An 18,056-nucleotide genomic window follows, 5' to 3' on the forward strand; every position below is an offset into this window, starting at 1 on the left:
GAATAAATTCTAACTTTAGAGGGAACAGTAGTTGTTCATTCTGCTAAAACCGCCTATGGGACAAAAGCTACAAGGATCTTTTTTTACATTATTCCTGCTTGTTTCCATCCTTTTGATTTGGGACGGTAGAACTGCAGCTGAGGCACAAATATCTCTTGAAAGTGCTTTACCTCTTGAAATTCAATTTTCTCAGGGAGAAACTATAGTTGAGCAATCCTCGATAACTGTTGGCCTTTCAGATTTTCAATCTATTCTCTCTGATGATCTTTCTCTTCTACATGATCAGTGGCAGCCGTATGATGGTGATCAGAATCCGGGTATTAATTATTTTGTATCTGAAAACAGCGCGTTCGTTGCCCCGGGAAAAGTTCAGATTAAAGATTTTCCATATCAAACATTTTTTGTCTCATCATTCCAAAACAATAGCGGCAACAGCATCGGGCATTTGATGCTTGCCTACGACTTTATCTATAATTTTTTTGAACGTTCGGAAAACAACGATTTTGAATTGATGTACCGAATTAATGATGGTGAATGGAGTAGTGTTCAAAGTGGAAAAATCGAATCGTTTTCCCTCAGGTCTGATGAAGACAGCTGGCGTTCATTTTCCATTAATTTAAACATCGATGATATCTTCCTGCGCCAATCGGATGTGATTCATTTGATGTGGGTGATTGACGGAACTGAAACGATTTCAAATGAAATTCCAATGGCGCTTCAGAGAATGGAAATATTTCCTGAAGTGGGTGAGCAGCTATCCTTGAACAGGGGAGATGTTATTATTACTGAAATATTGCCCAAATCGGATGTAAATGGCAGTGATTTCGAATACATAGAAATTTATAATCCCGCAGAACAACGGTTATCGTTAAAAGGAGTGGAAATTTTTACATCTCTTGGAGTCAAAGTTATTCAGCAGGATATCTATGTAGAGCCTTATGGCTTTACAGTAATATCCAATGCGGATATTTCCAGTCTTGAAGGTGTAAACAATAGTTATTTTTATAGCGGGTCAATCATTTCTGAAAGCAGGGGACGGGTTGGGCTTGAGCGGAACGGACAACTTATTGCATCGGCCACTTATGAAGCTACGGAACCCGGAGTAGCTCTCGAACTGAACCGTGTATCAAGGGCGTATGATGGGTATTCAAGCTTACAGGATTTTGCTCCATCTCAATCCACATATTATCAGGATTTGTATGGCTCTCCGGGTTCACGGGGAAATACGGTTCCTATGTATTCTAAAGGGCTGTCTGATAGTGGCTTATATCTCTTTACACTTCCCGGGAGATCCATTCAAAGATTGAACCGAAATTCTGCATTAGAGTTCTATGATCTGGCTGGTGAACCCATCAACATGGATACTGTAGAGCCTTATCAACCTGTTTTGGTTCAAAAGACGGATAACTCGGCTGTTAAAATATTCACTGAATCAGAATATAGTTCAAACTCAACGGCGGTACCGGTATCTGAGTTAACTTCTGGTTCAGATTTTATTGCAACACCTGTTTATGCAGAGAATAGTGGACAAACAATGAATAAGTCCACAAATTTATCGAGAATAGCACCTGTTACGCAGATATGGAATCGACAGAAGCAGAAGTTTGATCTTCAGTTTCTTAGCCAGATAGAAAATGATTACTGGAGTCCATTTGTCTTGAATGAAAGTGTAGCCAATCTTCTTGGCAATTCCGATAACCGGATTACAGGCCCCTCTATGGAGCGTTTTATTGAATTCAGTTTACTTCCTGAAAATGGGAATGAGGGGTTGATCGCAGATGCGGTAATGCTTGGTTTTTTAGACAGCCCGGCGCAAAACTCGCAACTTCGTTTTGATCTTCCAAAACTTGAACTTTTACCTTCGGCCAATAATAATACCAACTTTAGATCTCCGCTTCTTTATCTTTCATCGACGCTTTCGTCAGAAAATTATAACTCATTTACCCATCTGCCATTTGATATTAATCAGGAATATGAAATAGGCCTGGGCGCCAAAATGATAGACAATGCAGGTAGCGCTACCATAAAATGGAATCTGAACAATGAGCTGCCAGAAGAGTGGATTCTGACTCTCGAAGATACATTTAATGGTACTTCGGTAAATCTTCGAGAAGAGAATGAATATCGTTTTCGGTATAGCAGCAGCGTTTCGGCAATGAATGAAAACAATCAGAATGAAACACCAAAAATAACAGCGTTCACTGCGCAGGGACGTCCCCGGTTTGTTTTGAAAGTACAGCCATATGAATCCTTTTCTGAAAATACGGAAGACGTGGAGACCCCGGACAAAATTGAACTCCGTCCAAATTATCCGAATCCTTTTAATCCATCTACAAATATAAATTTTTATATTCCCGAGGAACGAAGTGTCCGGGTTGGGATTTATAATATTGTTGGACAACAAGTAGCACTTTTACTGGATGATACAATTCAGGCTGGAGAGCATTCTCTCGTTTGGGATGCATCTGATAAACCGAGTGGTATTTACATCGTTCAACTTGAAAGCGGAAATCGAATTTTTACAAGAAAAATTACATTGATTAAGTAACACGCTTTCAAAGCACACGAAGATAATTTTAATCAAACAGATATTCGTTTTAAAGTAATTCATGCAGTTTAAAACAGCTCAGGGAGTAGATATTCCGGAAATTGGAATTGGAACCTACAGATTGTACGGCAGAGAGTGTAAACAGTCCGTTTCTGATGCTCTGGCTATTGGTTACAGGCACGTCGATACAGCCCAGATGTATAAAAATGAAAAGGAGGTTGGGGATGCCATTTATTCGTCGCCGGTAGATCGGGAAGATATTTTTCTAACCACCAAAGTGTGGCACACCAATCTCGATCATGATGATGTCCTTCAGTCGGTAGAAGACAGCCTTCGTCAATTGCGTACCCCATATGTTGATTTGTTGTTGATTCACTGGCCTAACAAGCAAGTTTCCATACAGCAGACGTTTGAGGCCATGCTTACACTCCGCGATCAGGGCAAGGCGCTCAATGTCGGTATCAGTAATTTTCCTTTGGGGTTAACCCAGGAAATCGTTGAAGAACTTCGAATTCCAATTTTGACAAATCAGGTTGAATACCATCCATTTTTAGCACAGTTTGACCTGATTGATTACTCTTACGATCACGATTTTTTGGTGACAGCTTACAGTCCGCTGGCCCAGGGAAAAGTGTTGAATAATGATAAGTTGATCGAAATTGCAGAAGAGTATGGTAAAACACCTGCCCAGGTTTCTCTGCGATGGCTGATTGAACAGGAAAATGTTGTGGCTATTCCAAAAGCATCTTCAAAGGAACATTTGGAAGATAATATCGACATCTACGATTTTGAGTTATCAGATGAACATTTCGAACAAATTGATGCTCTTGATAAAACCACACGATTGGTGAACCCATCCTTTGCCCCTAAATGGGATATGTAGTCTCAATTGATTTCAAGAGCAGGAACGATCTTTCTTTTCGAAGTCTTTTATAAATAGAAGACATCAAAAAAAGATTTTAATATGCTCAATAAGTCAGACTATTATATTCTCGCAGCTGCTTTGGTCTCATTAATTCTATCCGTCTCCCTATGGTTTGGGATAGATCAGGATGCGGGGCTTTTTGTTGGGCTATGGGTTCCATCTATTTTGGGATTTGGCGCTTACTTCAAGATTATTAAATATGGAGGTCGGTCATGAATATCCCATTTCTTTTTTCATCAGGTATTATTGTTGTTATCCTTTTTGTGATAGGAATTGTATACACCTTTAGAGAATTCAGTGAGATGGAAAGCCACCCCTCAGACTTCAGGCAAAATAAAAAAGAACAACCAGCCGAAGTTTCAGATGAGAATTGACTGGCTATGCCCAGCGCGTCCGGGCATTTGCTATCACCCTATCAGCACCGTTTTTAAAAAGTGAATGATTCATTTCTTTGTCGGTGTTTTTATCAGTTTCGCCAAAAAGAAAAATCTTATCTCCATTCTTCGTTTCTGAAACATACTGAATAACAATTTCGGTGCATTTTTTGTCTCTCAAGTGATCGGGCAAATTATAACCGGTTATCCAGTCAATATATCGAACGTTGTTCACGTGTCGATTCATATCCAGATCATTAAGACTGACCGTTGTGATTAGCTCTGAATCTTGTCCATCTAGTTTGGGAAGGTTTTTTTTATGAAGATCCAAAACATGCTTGTCCGTTGCAAAGCGTTTGCTCATCAGTTCTTCCGGCATTTTTACCGGTCTCTTTTTTTGAATGTCCAACACCATCCACTGACTCAATCCTGCCGCGAGAAGTTTCCCTTCTTTATCAAATAGTTCATAATCCCGATATGCCCGGATTCCATCACCGGTAGAAGGCCATGTAGTTACTTTTATTGATTCCCATCTTTTGGGGAATTCGTGAACCTTTACTTGCAGTTTGTACAGTATCCACGTGAGGCCCTTTTCCTGGAGATCTGATATGTCGAAATGAAGTTCCTGTGCATGGAGTCCTGCTGCTTCCTGAAAGTAATCGCATATAGTAGAAATGCTTGCTTCTTGCAGATGATCAACTTCGTATGAACGGACTTTGTAAGGAACCGAATATTTATACTCTTGCTTTGCTGACATATCTGTAGATTGATGATGTGACCTCTTTGAAACTTACGGCATTTGGTTTAATCATTCATCCTTACTGCATGATTTTTCTTTCTCAGATTTTTTTTCTGAACCGGTAGTTTGCCTCCGTGATTAAGAGTCGATCATAATTTGTATGCTGCAATTGGCACAGGTTCTTCTTTTTGAGGGATCATTTATAAATGAATTTCTCGTCTTGGTATTTAATTAGATTGGTTATGTAACTCCATTCAAAAATGCTTTTTAAGAAATAAGATATTATGAGCTGAATGGTTTTTATAATCGAATCTACTGCTGTGTTAAATGGTCATTTTTTTTATCAAAAAATCGGGAGGGATTCGAATAACGCACGGGTAACATTTCAATGATTTGCACAGATTTTGTCGATTCACCTAAAACAATTTTAGGTCTTGTGGGTAGTTGGGAATTCAACATAAGACAGTACGATTAATTCTGTGGCGATTGATTGGTTTTATAGATGTAATAATGCTCTTTTTATTATATTTGTTGATGGTTTAATTTTATAAAAAAAAAGACTGTAAAGTATTTTGTTATTAAAATAAAATCATTTATAAAAAACATATAAATAATTAATTTTAAAATGTAAATATTAAGGCTTTTTAAGATTGATTGTGATTTGTGGATAACTTTTTCACTTGTGAATAACTATACAAACCTTTCTTTGATGCTTGTTAGGGCTTATAATTATCCCCATAAGTCATATTTATATTTTTATAAATGATAATTTTCGAAAAATAATATAAGATTAATCGGTTTTCGATGAGGCCCTTCAACGTGTTTTTATGTCCTCAAATCCAGACACTTTTCTTAATGTGGATAACTTGATTGAATTGTGGAAAAGTATTTGATTTTTTTCTTGCTGTCTCTGCTTCTCACAAATATATTGTGAAGTACAATTTCTAGCCAGGTCGCCAAATCATCAACGGCTAATTACACGATAATACCAGATACAAAGAGGAGATTATATTTATGAAATTTAAGCGATTTTATACCAAAGAGGAATGGAGTTCACCGTACGAGGAGATTAAGTTTGAGAAAAGAAAATCAGAGATTAAAAATCCCGACGGTTCACTCATTTTTCAGATGGATAATGTAGTTGTGCCATCCAGTTGGTCACAGGTCGCTACCGATATCATTGCTCAAAAATATTTTAGAAAGGCCGGAGTTCCTGCCAAACTGAAAAAAATAAAAGAGAAAGGTGTCCCTGCCTGGCTTCAGCGATCGGAAGCAGATGAGAAAGCTCTCGAAAAAGTTGAAGAGGATGAAAGGTACAGCCATGAAATTGATAGCAAACAAGTGTTTCACCGTCTTGCAGGGTGCTGGACATATTGGGGATGGAAACACGATTATTTTGATTCCGAAGAGGATGCCAAATCTTTTTACGACGAACTTTCCTACATGCTCGCCAATCAAATGGCAGCACCGAATAGTCCGCAGTGGTTTAATACCGGATTGCATTGGGCGTATGGAATTAACGGTCCTGCTCAAGGCCATTACTATGTAGATGGTAAAACCGGCGAACTGAAAAAATCGGAAGATGCGTATTCACACCCTCAGCCGCATGCGTGCTTCATCCAAAGTATTGATGACGATCTTGTAAATGAAGGCGGTATTATGGATCTCTGGGTTCGTGAAGCCCGGCTTTTTAAATATGGCTCCGGAACAGGGAGTAACTTTTCGAAAATTCGTGGAGAAAATGAGCCTCTCAGTGGTGGCGGAAAATCATCCGGTTTGATGAGTTTCCTGAAAATAGGAGACCGTGCTGCCGGAGCAATCAAATCGGGTGGAACAACCCGGCGTGCAGCCAAAATGGTAACCCTTGATTTGGATCATCCAGATATTGAAGAATATATCAACTGGAAAGTCCGGGAAGAGCAGAAGGTAGCTGCAATTGTGGCTGGTTCAAAAGTTACGGAAAAGCACCTCAAAAAAATTATGCAGCTTTGTAATGAACCGGTAGAGATTGATGGAAAAAGTTTAAACGGTGCAGTAAGTCGCGATCCGCTGAAAAATGAAGATCTTGGAATAGCGATCAAAAAAGCAAAACGGGATCACGTTCCTTTGAATTATATTGAACGCGTTATTCAACTTGCTGCCCAGGGTTTTAAAGATATTGAATTTGATACCTATGACACGGACTGGAATTCCGAAGCCTACATGACTGTAAGCGGACAGAATTCAAATAATTCCGTTCGTGTGCCAAACAGCTTTATGCAGGCCGTTGTGGATAACAGCGAATGGAATCTGTATGGCCGTGTTGAAAAGAAAAGAGCGGCAAAAGAAGGTCGTGATCCAGAACCGATGGAAACAATGCGGGCCCGTGATTTATGGGATCAAATCAGTTATGCGGCCTGGTCTTGTGCCGATCCCGGTACGCAATACCACGATACCATTAACGAATGGCATACATGCCCCGAAGACGGACCGATCAACGCAAGTAATCCATGTTCGGAGTATATGTTCCTGGACAATACCGCGTGTAATCTCGCTTCTTTGAACCTGATGAAATATTTCAAAGATGAGGATTGCAGTACGTTTGATGTAGAGTCTCTTCGTCATGCATCCCGGCTTTGGACCACTGTTTTGGAAATTGCTGTATTGATGGCACAGTTTCCATCCAAAGAAATTGCTGAGCTTTCTTATGTATTCAGAACACTCGGTCTCGGCTTTGCCAATATCGGTGCAGCTCTGATGGTACAGGGTGTTCCCTATGACAGTGCTGAAGGCTGTGCTATTGCCGGTTCACTGACATCTATCATGCATATGAAGGCGTATGCTACAAGTGCTGAATTGGCAAATGAATTGGGTACGTTCGAAGGATATGAGCGTAATAAAGAGCATATGCTGCGGGTTCTTCGAAATCATAGACGGGCCGCTTATAATGCAGAGGAGAACGAATATGAAGGTCTCACAATCAAACCTGTGGGAATCAGTGAGGATCACTGTCCAAAATATCTGTTGAAAGCTGCCCGCAAAGATTCTGATGAAGCCGTTGAATTGGGCGAGAAGTACGGATACAGAAATGCACAGGTAACCGTAATTGCCCCGACAGGAACTATTGGTTTGGTGATGGACTGTGATACTACAGGTATAGAACCGGATTTTGCACTTGTGAAATTCAAAAAACTTGCCGGTGGCGGATACTTCAAAATTATCAACCAGAGTGTACCGCTGGCTCTTAAAAATCTTGGATATGATGAAAAAGAGATTGATGAGATTGTTAAGTATGCGAAAGGTCATGCATCATTGGAAGGTTGTCCACATGTAAATCCGGAAACGCTGAAAGAGAAAGGGTTTACGGATGAAAAATTGGAAGCTATTGAAAAAGCATTGCCCGGTAGTTTTGACATCAAATTTGCATTCAATCACTGGACACTTGGTGAAGATTTCTGCAAAGAAGAGTTGGATTTAACGGAACAGCAGTTGTCCGATCATAACTTCGACATGCTTCGATATCTTGGATTCTCCAAAGATCAAATCCAGGAAGCTAACGATTATGTGTGTGGTACAATGACAATAGAAGGTGCTCCGCATCTGAAGGAAAAACATTACCCGGTATTCGATTGTGCGAATAAATGTGGGCGAATCGGCCAGCGGTTTATTTCAGCCGAAGGACACATCAATATGATGGCGGCTGCACAACCGTTTATTTCTGGTGCAATTTCCAAAACCATTAATCTGCCGAATGAAGCAACTGTAGATGATTTCAAGGATGCATATATGCAATCCTGGCAAAAAATGTTAAAAGCCAATGCACTCTATCGAGATGGTTCCAAACTCAGCCAGCCACTCAACTCCATGAGTGATGTTCTTGATGAACTTGAAGATGAGGATGAAGAAACCGTTGCGGCACAAGACAAAGTGATTCAAACAGCCGAAAAAATTATTCATAAATATGTGGCCCGGCGTCAACGATTGCCATTCCGAAGAAGTGGGTATACCCAGAAAGTGAAGATTGGCGGTCAAAGTGTGTATCTGCGAACCGGTGAGTATGACAATGGTCAGCTGGGTGAAATCTTCATTGACATGCATCGCGAAGGTGCTGCATTCCGAAGTTTAACCAACTGCTTTGCTATTGCTATTTCCCTCGGTCTGCAGCATGGCGTGCCACTTGAAGAATTTGTGGATGCATTTGTATTCACCAAATTTGAACCGAGTGGAATGGTTGCGGGAAGCCCACACGTGAAAATGACGACATCCGTGATCGATTACATCTTCAGAGAACTTGCCGTTACTTACCTGGGAAGGGAAGACCTTGCTCACGTAGCGCCAGAAGATATTCTGAAGAGAAAATTACGACCATCGGAGGAGCAAGAACTTGCAGATGAAGTTGCAAAACAATCTCATCCAAAGCCTCAAACCTCAACGGTTAAGGAAAGTGCAAATGTTACCGAACGGCAGTATCAATCTGATAATGATGCTGACTCTGATTATGATCGTGCCAAACAACTTGGTTATACAGGCGACTCCTGCCCCGAATGCGGGAGCATGACTATGATTCGCAATGGAACATGTTTGAAGTGCATGACCTGTGGATCTACAACAGGCTGCTCCTAATTTTAGACTACTGCATTTCCGACCCAATGATGGAAATGGAGACTTGACTAGTCACAAACCCGTTAGAAAGACCTTCTAACGGGTTTTTTTATAGATTGATTTTGATGTAAATAGAAGTTCCGGAAAATGAACAAGGGGAGATCAAAAATCCTTTTTTTATGAGGGGATTTTTTTGAAAATTCTAAGTCACAATAAATGTTTACGAAATCAGTCTGAAAGTAATCGTGCGAAGGAAGGTGAAGGAAATTGCCAGCAACAAAAAGTACCTCTCAAGTCAAATTATTTTGAGAATCTATTGAAGCCTGAATCCAAAGGTTAAAAGAATAACTTTAACCCAAAAACCAATTCACTTTAATTTAATTGCCGGTTTTGATATTAGCTGCTTTAGACGATTCCCAAATATTGTGATTAAGGCTCTTATCTGGGTATCTGTTATTAAGAAGCACAGCATCGCATCTTTGGTCGGTCCAAATGTTATTTTGTTGGCCGTCATTATAATACCAGAAAGAACGGTTATTACTGATCGTATGATTGGAACAGGGGACAGGGCTTGAAAAATTCGCAGAGTAAAAGGCAACATTGCTATCTTCCCATTCCTCGCTATAAAGAATATTTTTATTTACGGTGATATAATCTCCACCGGCAATTCCAATACCAACCTGTCCCGGTGTTACACCAACATTTCCTTCTGCAATTTGATAACTTCCACCTTCATCACCAAGCATAATAAATGAACCTGTATCCGAATAGCCATGGCCTCTTGCTCGGTTATGCATAATTCGAATCGGATCTTGCTCGGTTCCATTCGATCGGAAAATCGAAATCCAGTCAATAACATCATTTGCACCCGGACGCAGGAGTTCATCAATTCTCTCCATCGTATTATATTGCACCCGGATTCCTTCACCTTCACATTTATCAAGTTGGATGAAGTTTCTGCCAATATTAATTCCTGTATTCCACTCAATATTTACCGGTCCGGTACAAGAAGTAGGTAAAATTCCTGCTGATACTCTGGTAAAAAAGCTATGAGAGATATGAATTTGCTGAACATCGTTTAGCCGGATTGCGCCATTCAATTCACCATTTCCGGAACCGGAATCAGAAATTGTTAATCGTTTAAGAATTACGTTACTACCGGAATCAAAGAAGATACCGTTATCTACATAGTTTTTAATTTCAATACCCTGAATGGTTACATTTTCAGCATTGCCGGTGAATGCAGCAGAGATGTAATTATCACCATCAAGAATAGCACCTCCCTCACCCAGCCAAACATTGCCATTTTTTGGATTATGAACCCTTTGCTTAGAGTGTACTCCAGCCCTTACCAGAAAAACAGTTCCGCCAGGAAAATTATCATTTGCCTGCTGAAAATTGTCGCCCGGGTTTAAAGTAACCTGTCCAGAGCTTTCCATGCTACTACTGCATGCTTCAAGGAAAACCAGGGATAGCAATCCCGCAATTATAGGTTTGACCCACTTATTCATTTTTTTAACCCCAATTTTTTACAGACCGAAAAAACCAATTACTTATTAAAAGCCAACTATAAATAAGTAATAAAATCCTTCAATTTATATGCTATTAATTTACTTATTCATAGTTTTATTTAAAACAGTAATGTAGATGTAAATTCAAAACTGTACGAATTCTTCAAAAAAATCATCGAAAATAATATCTAAATAGATATTTTCGTGATTATTAGTTTTAATTAATATATAAGGCTCTCTTTAGATTATTGCTTTATACGGAGTGATCAGGACTAAAAATCTTAAAATATTTTGATTTAGCAGTTGGTAAAAGATTTGAAATTCAAATTAAGCACCTGTAAAAATTCTGTGCTTCATTTGATAAATAGACCGAAAGAAAGGCAGGTAAGGCATCCCGGAAAAAATCTTTAGTTCTTGCGGGAAACTTGTCTCCTCGGCAAGGAATTCCATCACCCGATCAAAACTGTTCTTGTGGAATAGATGATCAAAAACCGTTAGAGATTTTTGATTTTCGTGATTTAGAATATAAAGCATCATTAAATCATACACTCTGAAACGATAGCTTGAAGCCGGAGTTTCCGGTAACGTATTTCCACTTTCCAAAGCCGCAATAATTTTCTGAGAATGTTTTTGAATACGGCTAAACGTATAACCGGTTGAAGGTTTCGCCAGACCAGCAACAGTACCGATATTCAAAACTCCGTCGCAATACCATGCCGGGTATTTCCGGTCTTCCATGGGAATAGCTCCAAATTCTTCACGATGAACCGAATACTGAAGGTGGTTCAATTGGTAATTCTTTTTTAAATATGCTTCGATTTCACTTCTATAAATATTCTGTTCAAGAATTTTTTTTGAAAAAATAGTGTATTCAACCAAAGCTTTTGTCTTCGAAAAGGGAAGAGTGTACATGAATGTTACACCCTGTTTTTGAGAGACCTCAAAATCCATGAAAGTAGCCGTTTTGGGATTAAACCGTTCGTATTCGGTTTCAATTTCCCATCCCAGGAAGTGCTGAGTTAATTTATTGTCGACTTTCATCCGCTCAAAATTGGAGGGTTTTTTAACACTCTGGAAAATATATTTGGCGCTGAAATTTCCTTCTGTTGTTTGTACAGTTCCACCCCCCGATTTCCCTGAAAAATCCAAAATATCAGTTCTTAATAAAGTTATGTTTGGATTCGCTTTGGCTCTTTTGAAAACAGCTCTTTCAAAATCAATACTTCGCAAACATTGATATTGATAACGTTTCAGATTTTCTGAATAGGTTTTGCCGTTTACTCTAACCAATAAATTTTTCCATGCATGATGAATCAGATCTGGATCAGGCAAATCAAAATCTTCCCAGAAGCACCAGGTTTTATCATTTTTTGGTTCAAAAGATTGGTCAACGAGCAAGATTTTTAAATCCCGGAGTACAGGTGAATCCATAATTCGCCAAAGGAGACTGAGTCCTGCAGCACCGGCACCCGCTATGATGATATCGAATCTTTTTTGATCAGCCACTTTCGAAATTATTTTTAAATGTAATGACGTAACTCTCTGTGGAAAAACACCATTCAGGTACAATTCATTGATTTACAGGTCTAAATCCAAATCAATATTGTCAACCCGTTCCAACCAAACTGGTACTGTCAGCGCGGCTATATAAACAAGCGAGCCTATTATCACAAATGTTAGTGCAAAAGATGCATCGGCTTCAAGTATGTTGTAGTGTCTTAAAAGATTGTACCAGTCATGGGATTCCTTTCCAAGATTTCCTATAAGTGGTAGTTGTCTTTGTCCGCCGTCAGCCGCATAAAAAGCCACGCTGAACCAGGCGGATCCAAGAAGGTAGAGGGCGAATTGCGTTCCTTTTATGTATCGGTTGAAGATGGTAAAAATCACAATCAACAGCGGAAGTAGAATTTCATTAAGAGAACCGCCAAGAATGGTTATGATTCTGGATCCGAAAATACTGAAGAACGTATGCCCGGCTTCATGTACAATCAGCAGAAAATTACTGACTAGAAACTTTTCAACATTTACCGGAAAAGGGAAGGAATAAGAGATACTGAAAAAGATGTTGAAATTGAGGGTCCAGTATGCCTGGTGGAGTTGGTATACTATAAAAGGGATCAGGAGAACGCTAACCCACCATTTTTTCAAAATCTGTTGCCAGTCCAAATTCTTAAACGATGCTAAAAATTACTAATACTGTTGAAAGTTAAATTCACAGATGTAAATAATCATAAAAATCATTCACTTTCAGTCGAAATCTATAAAATTTTTTGATATCTGGGTTTTATAATATTACTATTGTTTAAAGGTGTAACAATAAAGGGGTATTGAATTTTAATCGTTTCCCAAATGAGATATTTCAGCTACCTGATCATCGTTCTTTTTCTTTTCCAATCCTGTCAATCGACACAAAAGATTGATACGGTTATTTCTACTGACAGCGGTAAGATAGAAGGGGTTTTTAATACCGAAACGGGGATTTACGCGTATAAAGGAATCCCGTTTGCGAAAGCTCCGGTGGGAGATTTAAGATGGAAAGCACCACAAACAGCTGAACCATGGGTGGCGACATTTAATGCAACTGAGTTTGGCCCTATTTGCATGCAGGGTGAACCGAGGCCATTTTCGATGTGGACTCAAGAGTTCATAGCACCTGCCGGAAATATGAGCGAAGATTGCCTGAATCTGAATATATGGACAAAAGAAGGTCCAATAGATTCAAAACGCCCCGTTATTGTTTTTATTCATGGCGGTGGATTTTCAAGCGGATCGGGTTCTGTTCCTATTTACAATGGTGAAAGAATGGCTGAGAAAGATGTGGTGTTTGTAACGATAAATTATCGTGTTGGTATTTTCGGTTTTCTTGCACATCCGGAATTGTCAGAAGAGTCATCAAATAATGTATCCGGGAATTATGGCTTGCTAGACCAGATTGCCGCTTTAGAATGGGTGCAAAACAATATTACGAATTTTGGAGGAGATCCGGATCGGGTAACGATTGCGGGACAATCAGCGGGCTCATTTAGCGTGAACTATCTTGTAGCCTCTCCATTAGCCGAAGGACTTTTTCACGGAGCAATTGCAGAAAGCGGAGCGGCCATGTTACCGGCTGCACGTTTAACAACCGACAACTCCCTGAGCAGTGCAGAGGAAAGAGGTGAACAGGCACTTATGTCACTTAGGGTTGGCAACATTTCTGAAATGCGAGAATTACCTGCTGATTCTTTACTGAGTGCGCAAGGGCAATCCGGGTCGCCAATTATCGATGGATATGTAATTCCGAAACCCATTCATTCTCTATTTATTGAAGGAAATTATAATGACGTTCCACTTCTTACAGGATGGAATGAAGATGAAGGATTGTCCTTTGGCACCCCGCCCACTGCGGAACAATTTAAACAGAATTTGCGGGACCAGTATGGCGATTATGCTGATGAATTGCTGGAATTATTCCCCGCAGATACGGATTCAATCGCCCGGCAATTACAAAAAGATCTGAATATGCTGAATACTTTTGGATTGCAGAATTGGAAATGGGCACAGGTTCAAAATCAGACCGGCGATTCACCGGTCTATCTATACTACTTTACACGGGATGTGCCATATACAAATGAACAACAAGATTTTGGTGCTTTTCATACCGGCGAGGTTCCTTACGCTTATAACAACCTCCATACAAGCAAACGCCCTTGGGAGAGCATTGATTATGAGCTGGCCGAAACGATGTCATCCTTTTGGGTGAGTTTTGCAGAAGACGGTGATCCGAATGGTGAAGGAATGCCAGAATGGCCAAATGCCCGGCCGGATAATTACCCTGCCATGTTTTTCGGTGATAGCGTACATGTTCAGGGAGTTTCAATGAAAAGCCGGCTGGAACTACTGGATAAATTTTACTCTGAGAATTCAAACCTGAAATAGATGATTAATCCTTAAATAATGCTATGAAAATTAAAAGAATTTTACTGGTCACACTTTTTACAATTTTATCGCAAACGGCGATTGCTCAAATGCCTGACATGCCTCCTCAGGGAAGGGCGGAGGTAAAATCAATGAATAGCGAAATTTTGGGAGTTGAGCGCGGGTATTCCATCTATCTCCCCAAAAGTTATACCGTTGATGAGGACAGATCTTTTCCGGTTCTGTACCTTTTGCATGGTGTTTTTGGCGATCACACAAACTGGGTTGAGCGCGGACATATCCAGGATGTTGCAAATCGGTTGATTGATGGAGACGAAGCCGTTGAAATGATTATAGTAATGCCCGATGCCGGAACCGAATGGGACGGTTATTTTAATATGGATGGCTGGGCTTATGAGGACTATTTCTTTGAGGAATTGGTACCATACATTGAGGAAAATTATCGGGTGAAAACCGGGAAAGAAAATACAGCCATTGCTGGACTTTCTATGGGCGGAGGCGGGGCTACCGTTTACGGTCAAAAGTATCCTGAAATGTTTTCAACCGTTTATGCGATGAGTGCACTGATGACACTTGGAGAAGGCGGAGGATTGAATCAGGAAGATCCTAAATTCCGGGAGCTGAATCGAACAGTACGAGAGGAAAGTGCCGTGAATTTTGTAGCAAATGCTGATGAAGAAACCGTTGAGGAATTGAAATCAATCCGATGGTTTGTGGATTGCGGTGATGATGATTTCCTGTTGGATGCAAATATTTCATTTGTGGAAGAAATGAAAGAAAAAAGGATTCCACTTCAGTTCAGAGTTCGTGACGGCGGACACGATTGGGAATATTGGCATTCGGCACTTTACATCGCTTTACCCTATGTTTCTCATGGATTTATGAATAATTAATTTCGCGAAAAAAAGATGTCAAGAACAGAGTAATTATCTAATCATTTAAAATTGGAGCTATCATGAAATCAAAACAAATCTTAAAGAAAGCTTTTCTACTCGTTGGCCTTTTTGGGTTACTATCGGGGTCGGCTGTTTCACAGTTTCAGCAGAATCCAGTCGTTTCTCCCGATATTCATGAAAATGGTTCAGTAACATTCCGCTTGATGGCACCCACCGCGGATTCGGTTAAAATTAGCGGGAGCTGGATGCAAGGTTGGGGAGCCGCAATACAACTTGAAAAGGGTGAGGATGGAATCTGGGAGAGAACCTTCAACGATCTCACTCCTGACTATTACAACTACTTTTACAATGTGGACGGAGTTCGAACTGTTGATCCACATAATCCCTGGGTAATCAGAGATGTTCGAAATACATTCAGTGCATTAATACTGCCGGGAGAAGAAAGTAAAAACGTTCAGCTCAACGATCAAAGGAATGGAACCATTCAGGAAGTTTGGTACCCGTCTCCAACGTTGAATATGGATCAACGACGAATGAAGATCTACCTGCCCCCCAATTACTATGAAAGCGATGAGAACTATCCGGTTCTGTACTTGCTTCACGGAGGTGGAGGGGATGAAAATGCCTGGACAGAACTGGGCTTCGCAAATCGAATTTTGGATAATGTTATTCATTCAGGCGATGCAAAACCGATGATTGTTGTTATGACCAATGGAAATCCAAATCAAACCTCAGCATGGCACGTGGCTCCGGGACATGAACCGGTACGGGAGTCGGATTCGGTGAATCCAATGGCAACCGAGCTTTTTGAGGAGAGTTTGGTAAATGATGTAATTCCGTTTGTAGAATCCCGTTATCGGGTAAAAACCGGGAAAGAAAATCGCGCAGTCACTGGTCTTTCTATGGGAGGATGGCAAACACAAAAACTGGCTCTCAAACATCCGGATGTGTTCAATTATTTTGGCGTGATGAGTATGGGGATTATCGAAGAAACTCAATTTGGAATGAATGCGCAGAATCACCTTGAACTTACCAGCCAGAATATTGATGATTTGAAAGAAAGCGGATATGAACTTTACTGGATTGCATGTGGAAGTGATGATTTTGTTTTTGAAAGTGTAAATAACATGAAGAGAGTCCTCGATAACCATAATTTCGATTATGTCTATCGCGAAAGCGGTGGCGGACACACCTGGGACAACTGGCGATTGTACCTGTCAGAGTTTGCACCGATGTTATTTCAATGATTTCTCATCATCGGTTGATTGATTTCAGCTCAATCTATCATGAAAACAAACAGACGATCTTATTCCAGAAAATGCGCACTGAAGCTCCGGAATTGGTTTATCAGCCATTCCGGGGATTTTGGAAATGAGCGTCACCTAAGTGATCAGGTGCCAGTAGTTCATTCTTATTATTCCACAGGGACACTCAAAGTTCAGCGATATTTGTGTCTCTGTTGTTAACTTTTCCAAAAATTTAATCGTCTGGGTTAAAGTCTAACTCATTAAACGTTTTCTTTCCCTTTAAAAAATATTCGATAATGAGAAGTCGATTCAGGATAAGGTATTCGGGTATCGGCTCTCTTGAAATTTGCCTTAATTTATTTCTCTTCCTTAATGTTTGCGGAATCTTTCCGTAGAAAGAAAAGTGTGCCTGAATGATGGCCAAGGTTTCTGCTGGTTTTCCTATCAATAAAGATCGAAGACCAGATATTCCGTCCAAAACCAAACGAAAAAAAAGTTTCGGAATTACAAAGCGATCCAGATTTTTCAGAAGCATTGCCAGGCTGTTTCTGTAGTTGTAAAAAACTTTTCGGGGAGAGCCGTGAGCCAAAGATCCTCCCCCTAAGTGATACACAACACTTTTTGGCGCGTATTCAATTTTTTGCCCCAACCGGAGGCAACGCCAGCATAGATCAATTTCCTCCATATGAAACTCAAAATCTTCATCGAATCCACCGGTTTTAAGAAATAGCTCTTTTCGAATGGCAAAAGCAGCGCCAGAAGCCCAGAAAATTTCAGTCGGTTCATCATATTGTCCCTCGTCTTTTTCAACATGATCCATAATTCGTCCCCGGCAAAAGGGATATCCCATCCAGTCCATATATCCGCCACCTGCCCCGGCATACTCGAAATAATCAGGTTTTTCGCAAGAAAGAATTTTCGGTTGCACTACTCCCACAGATTCCTTGCTGAAGGCTTCGTTGAGATAGATAAGCCAATCGGTGTCAGGTTTTGCATCGTTGTTCAGAAAAACAAGAATATCACCTTTGGCATGTTCTACAGCCCGGTTATTTCCTCCAGCATACCCATAGTTATCCTCGAACGTTACAATTCTACAATTTGGATAATGATTTTTGATCCAATCAACCGTGGAATCTTCCGAAGCATTATTAGCAATAATGATCTCAAAATTATTATACTTTGACTCAACAACTGAAGGCAGGAATTTTTGCAGGTGATGTAATGCATTCCAAGTGACGATAATAATACTGAACGAATGTTGCACTGTGTAAAAATAGTCTAAAAAATTGGCCAAAAAGTTTTGCAAGCTTCTGTAGG

Annotated in this window: 13 protein-coding genes; 8 read left to right on the forward strand and 5 right to left on the reverse strand. The window is 40.1% G+C overall.

The window, feature by feature from the left end; genetic code table 11:
- Positions 1-55 precede the first annotated feature (55 nt).
- From L0B18_RS11290 to L0B18_RS11305, 4 genes are all read left to right on the forward strand, one after another.
- Positions 56-2,548 (forward strand): T9SS type A sorting domain-containing protein, encoded by a 2,493-nt coding sequence (locus L0B18_RS11290; protein WP_234571882.1) that lies wholly within the window; start codon positions 56-58, stop codon positions 2,546-2,548.
- A gap of 61 nt (positions 2,549-2,609) precedes the next feature.
- Complete coding sequence (locus L0B18_RS11295; protein WP_234571883.1) at positions 2,610-3,431, forward strand: aldo/keto reductase; 822 nt, start codon at positions 2,610-2,612, stop codon at positions 3,429-3,431.
- Positions 3,432-3,512: 81 nt separating this feature from the next.
- A complete protein-coding gene (locus tag L0B18_RS11300; RefSeq protein WP_234571884.1) occupies positions 3,513-3,689 on the forward strand; it encodes a hypothetical protein in 177 nt (58 codons plus the stop codon).
- Positions 3,686-3,847, forward strand: coding sequence for a hypothetical protein (locus L0B18_RS11305; protein WP_234571885.1), 162 nt, complete (start codon positions 3,686-3,688; stop codon positions 3,845-3,847). The genes L0B18_RS11300 and L0B18_RS11305 overlap by 4 nt, the downstream gene beginning before the upstream one ends.
- 4 nt (positions 3,848-3,851) lie before the next feature.
- Here the strand turns inward: L0B18_RS11305 and L0B18_RS11310 are convergent, their stop codons facing one another.
- Positions 3,852-4,604: an acyl-[acyl-carrier-protein] thioesterase gene (locus L0B18_RS11310; protein WP_234571886.1), complete on the reverse strand. Its 753-nt coding sequence runs from the start codon at positions 4,602-4,604 to the stop codon at positions 3,852-3,854.
- A gap of 996 nt (positions 4,605-5,600) precedes the next feature.
- Between L0B18_RS11310 and L0B18_RS11315 the strand changes: the two genes are divergently transcribed.
- Positions 5,601-9,188, forward strand: coding sequence for a vitamin B12-dependent ribonucleotide reductase (locus tag L0B18_RS11315; RefSeq protein ID WP_234571887.1), 3,588 nt, complete (start codon positions 5,601-5,603; stop codon positions 9,186-9,188).
- Positions 9,189-9,544: 356 nt separating this feature from the next.
- Here L0B18_RS11315 and L0B18_RS11320 read toward each other — a convergent pair whose 3' ends face one another.
- From L0B18_RS11320 to L0B18_RS11330, 3 genes are all read right to left on the reverse strand, one after another.
- Positions 9,545-10,678, reverse strand: a complete 1,134-nt coding sequence (locus L0B18_RS11320; RefSeq protein WP_234571888.1) for a hypothetical protein — start codon at positions 10,676-10,678, stop codon at positions 9,545-9,547.
- Positions 10,679-11,005: 327 nt separating this feature from the next.
- Positions 11,006-12,184, reverse strand: a complete 1,179-nt coding sequence (locus tag L0B18_RS11325) for a lycopene cyclase family protein (RefSeq protein WP_234571889.1) — start codon at positions 12,182-12,184, stop codon at positions 11,006-11,008.
- Between the two features lie 72 nt (positions 12,185-12,256).
- Positions 12,257-12,844, reverse strand: a complete 588-nt coding sequence (locus tag L0B18_RS11330; RefSeq protein WP_234571890.1) for a hypothetical protein — start codon at positions 12,842-12,844, stop codon at positions 12,257-12,259.
- Positions 12,845-13,027: 183 nt separating this feature from the next.
- Between L0B18_RS11330 and L0B18_RS11335 the strand changes: the two genes are divergently transcribed.
- The 3 genes from L0B18_RS11335 to L0B18_RS11345 all read left to right on the forward strand — a co-directional run bounded on the left by L0B18_RS11335 (position 13,028) and on the right by L0B18_RS11345 (position 16,739).
- Positions 13,028-14,596 (forward strand): carboxylesterase/lipase family protein, encoded by a 1,569-nt coding sequence (locus tag L0B18_RS11335; protein WP_234571891.1) that lies wholly within the window; start codon positions 13,028-13,030, stop codon positions 14,594-14,596.
- A 23-nt stretch (positions 14,597-14,619) separates the two neighbouring features.
- Positions 14,620-15,489, forward strand: coding sequence for an alpha/beta hydrolase (locus L0B18_RS11340; RefSeq protein WP_234571892.1), 870 nt, complete (start codon positions 14,620-14,622; stop codon positions 15,487-15,489).
- 62 nt (positions 15,490-15,551) lie between these two features.
- A complete protein-coding gene (locus tag L0B18_RS11345) occupies positions 15,552-16,739 on the forward strand; it encodes an alpha/beta hydrolase (RefSeq protein WP_234571893.1) in 1,188 nt (395 codons plus the stop codon).
- Positions 16,740-16,971: 232 nt separating this feature from the next.
- Here L0B18_RS11345 and L0B18_RS11350 read toward each other — a convergent pair whose 3' ends face one another.
- Complete coding sequence (locus L0B18_RS11350; protein ID WP_234571894.1) at positions 16,972-18,003, reverse strand: glycosyltransferase family 2 protein; 1,032 nt, start codon at positions 18,001-18,003, stop codon at positions 16,972-16,974.
- Between the last annotated feature and the right edge of the window lie 53 nt (positions 18,004-18,056).

The organism is Rhodohalobacter sp. 614A, from assembly GCF_021462415.1.
In the GTDB taxonomy this organism is placed as follows: Bacteria; Bacteroidota; Rhodothermia; order Balneolales; family Balneolaceae; genus Rhodohalobacter.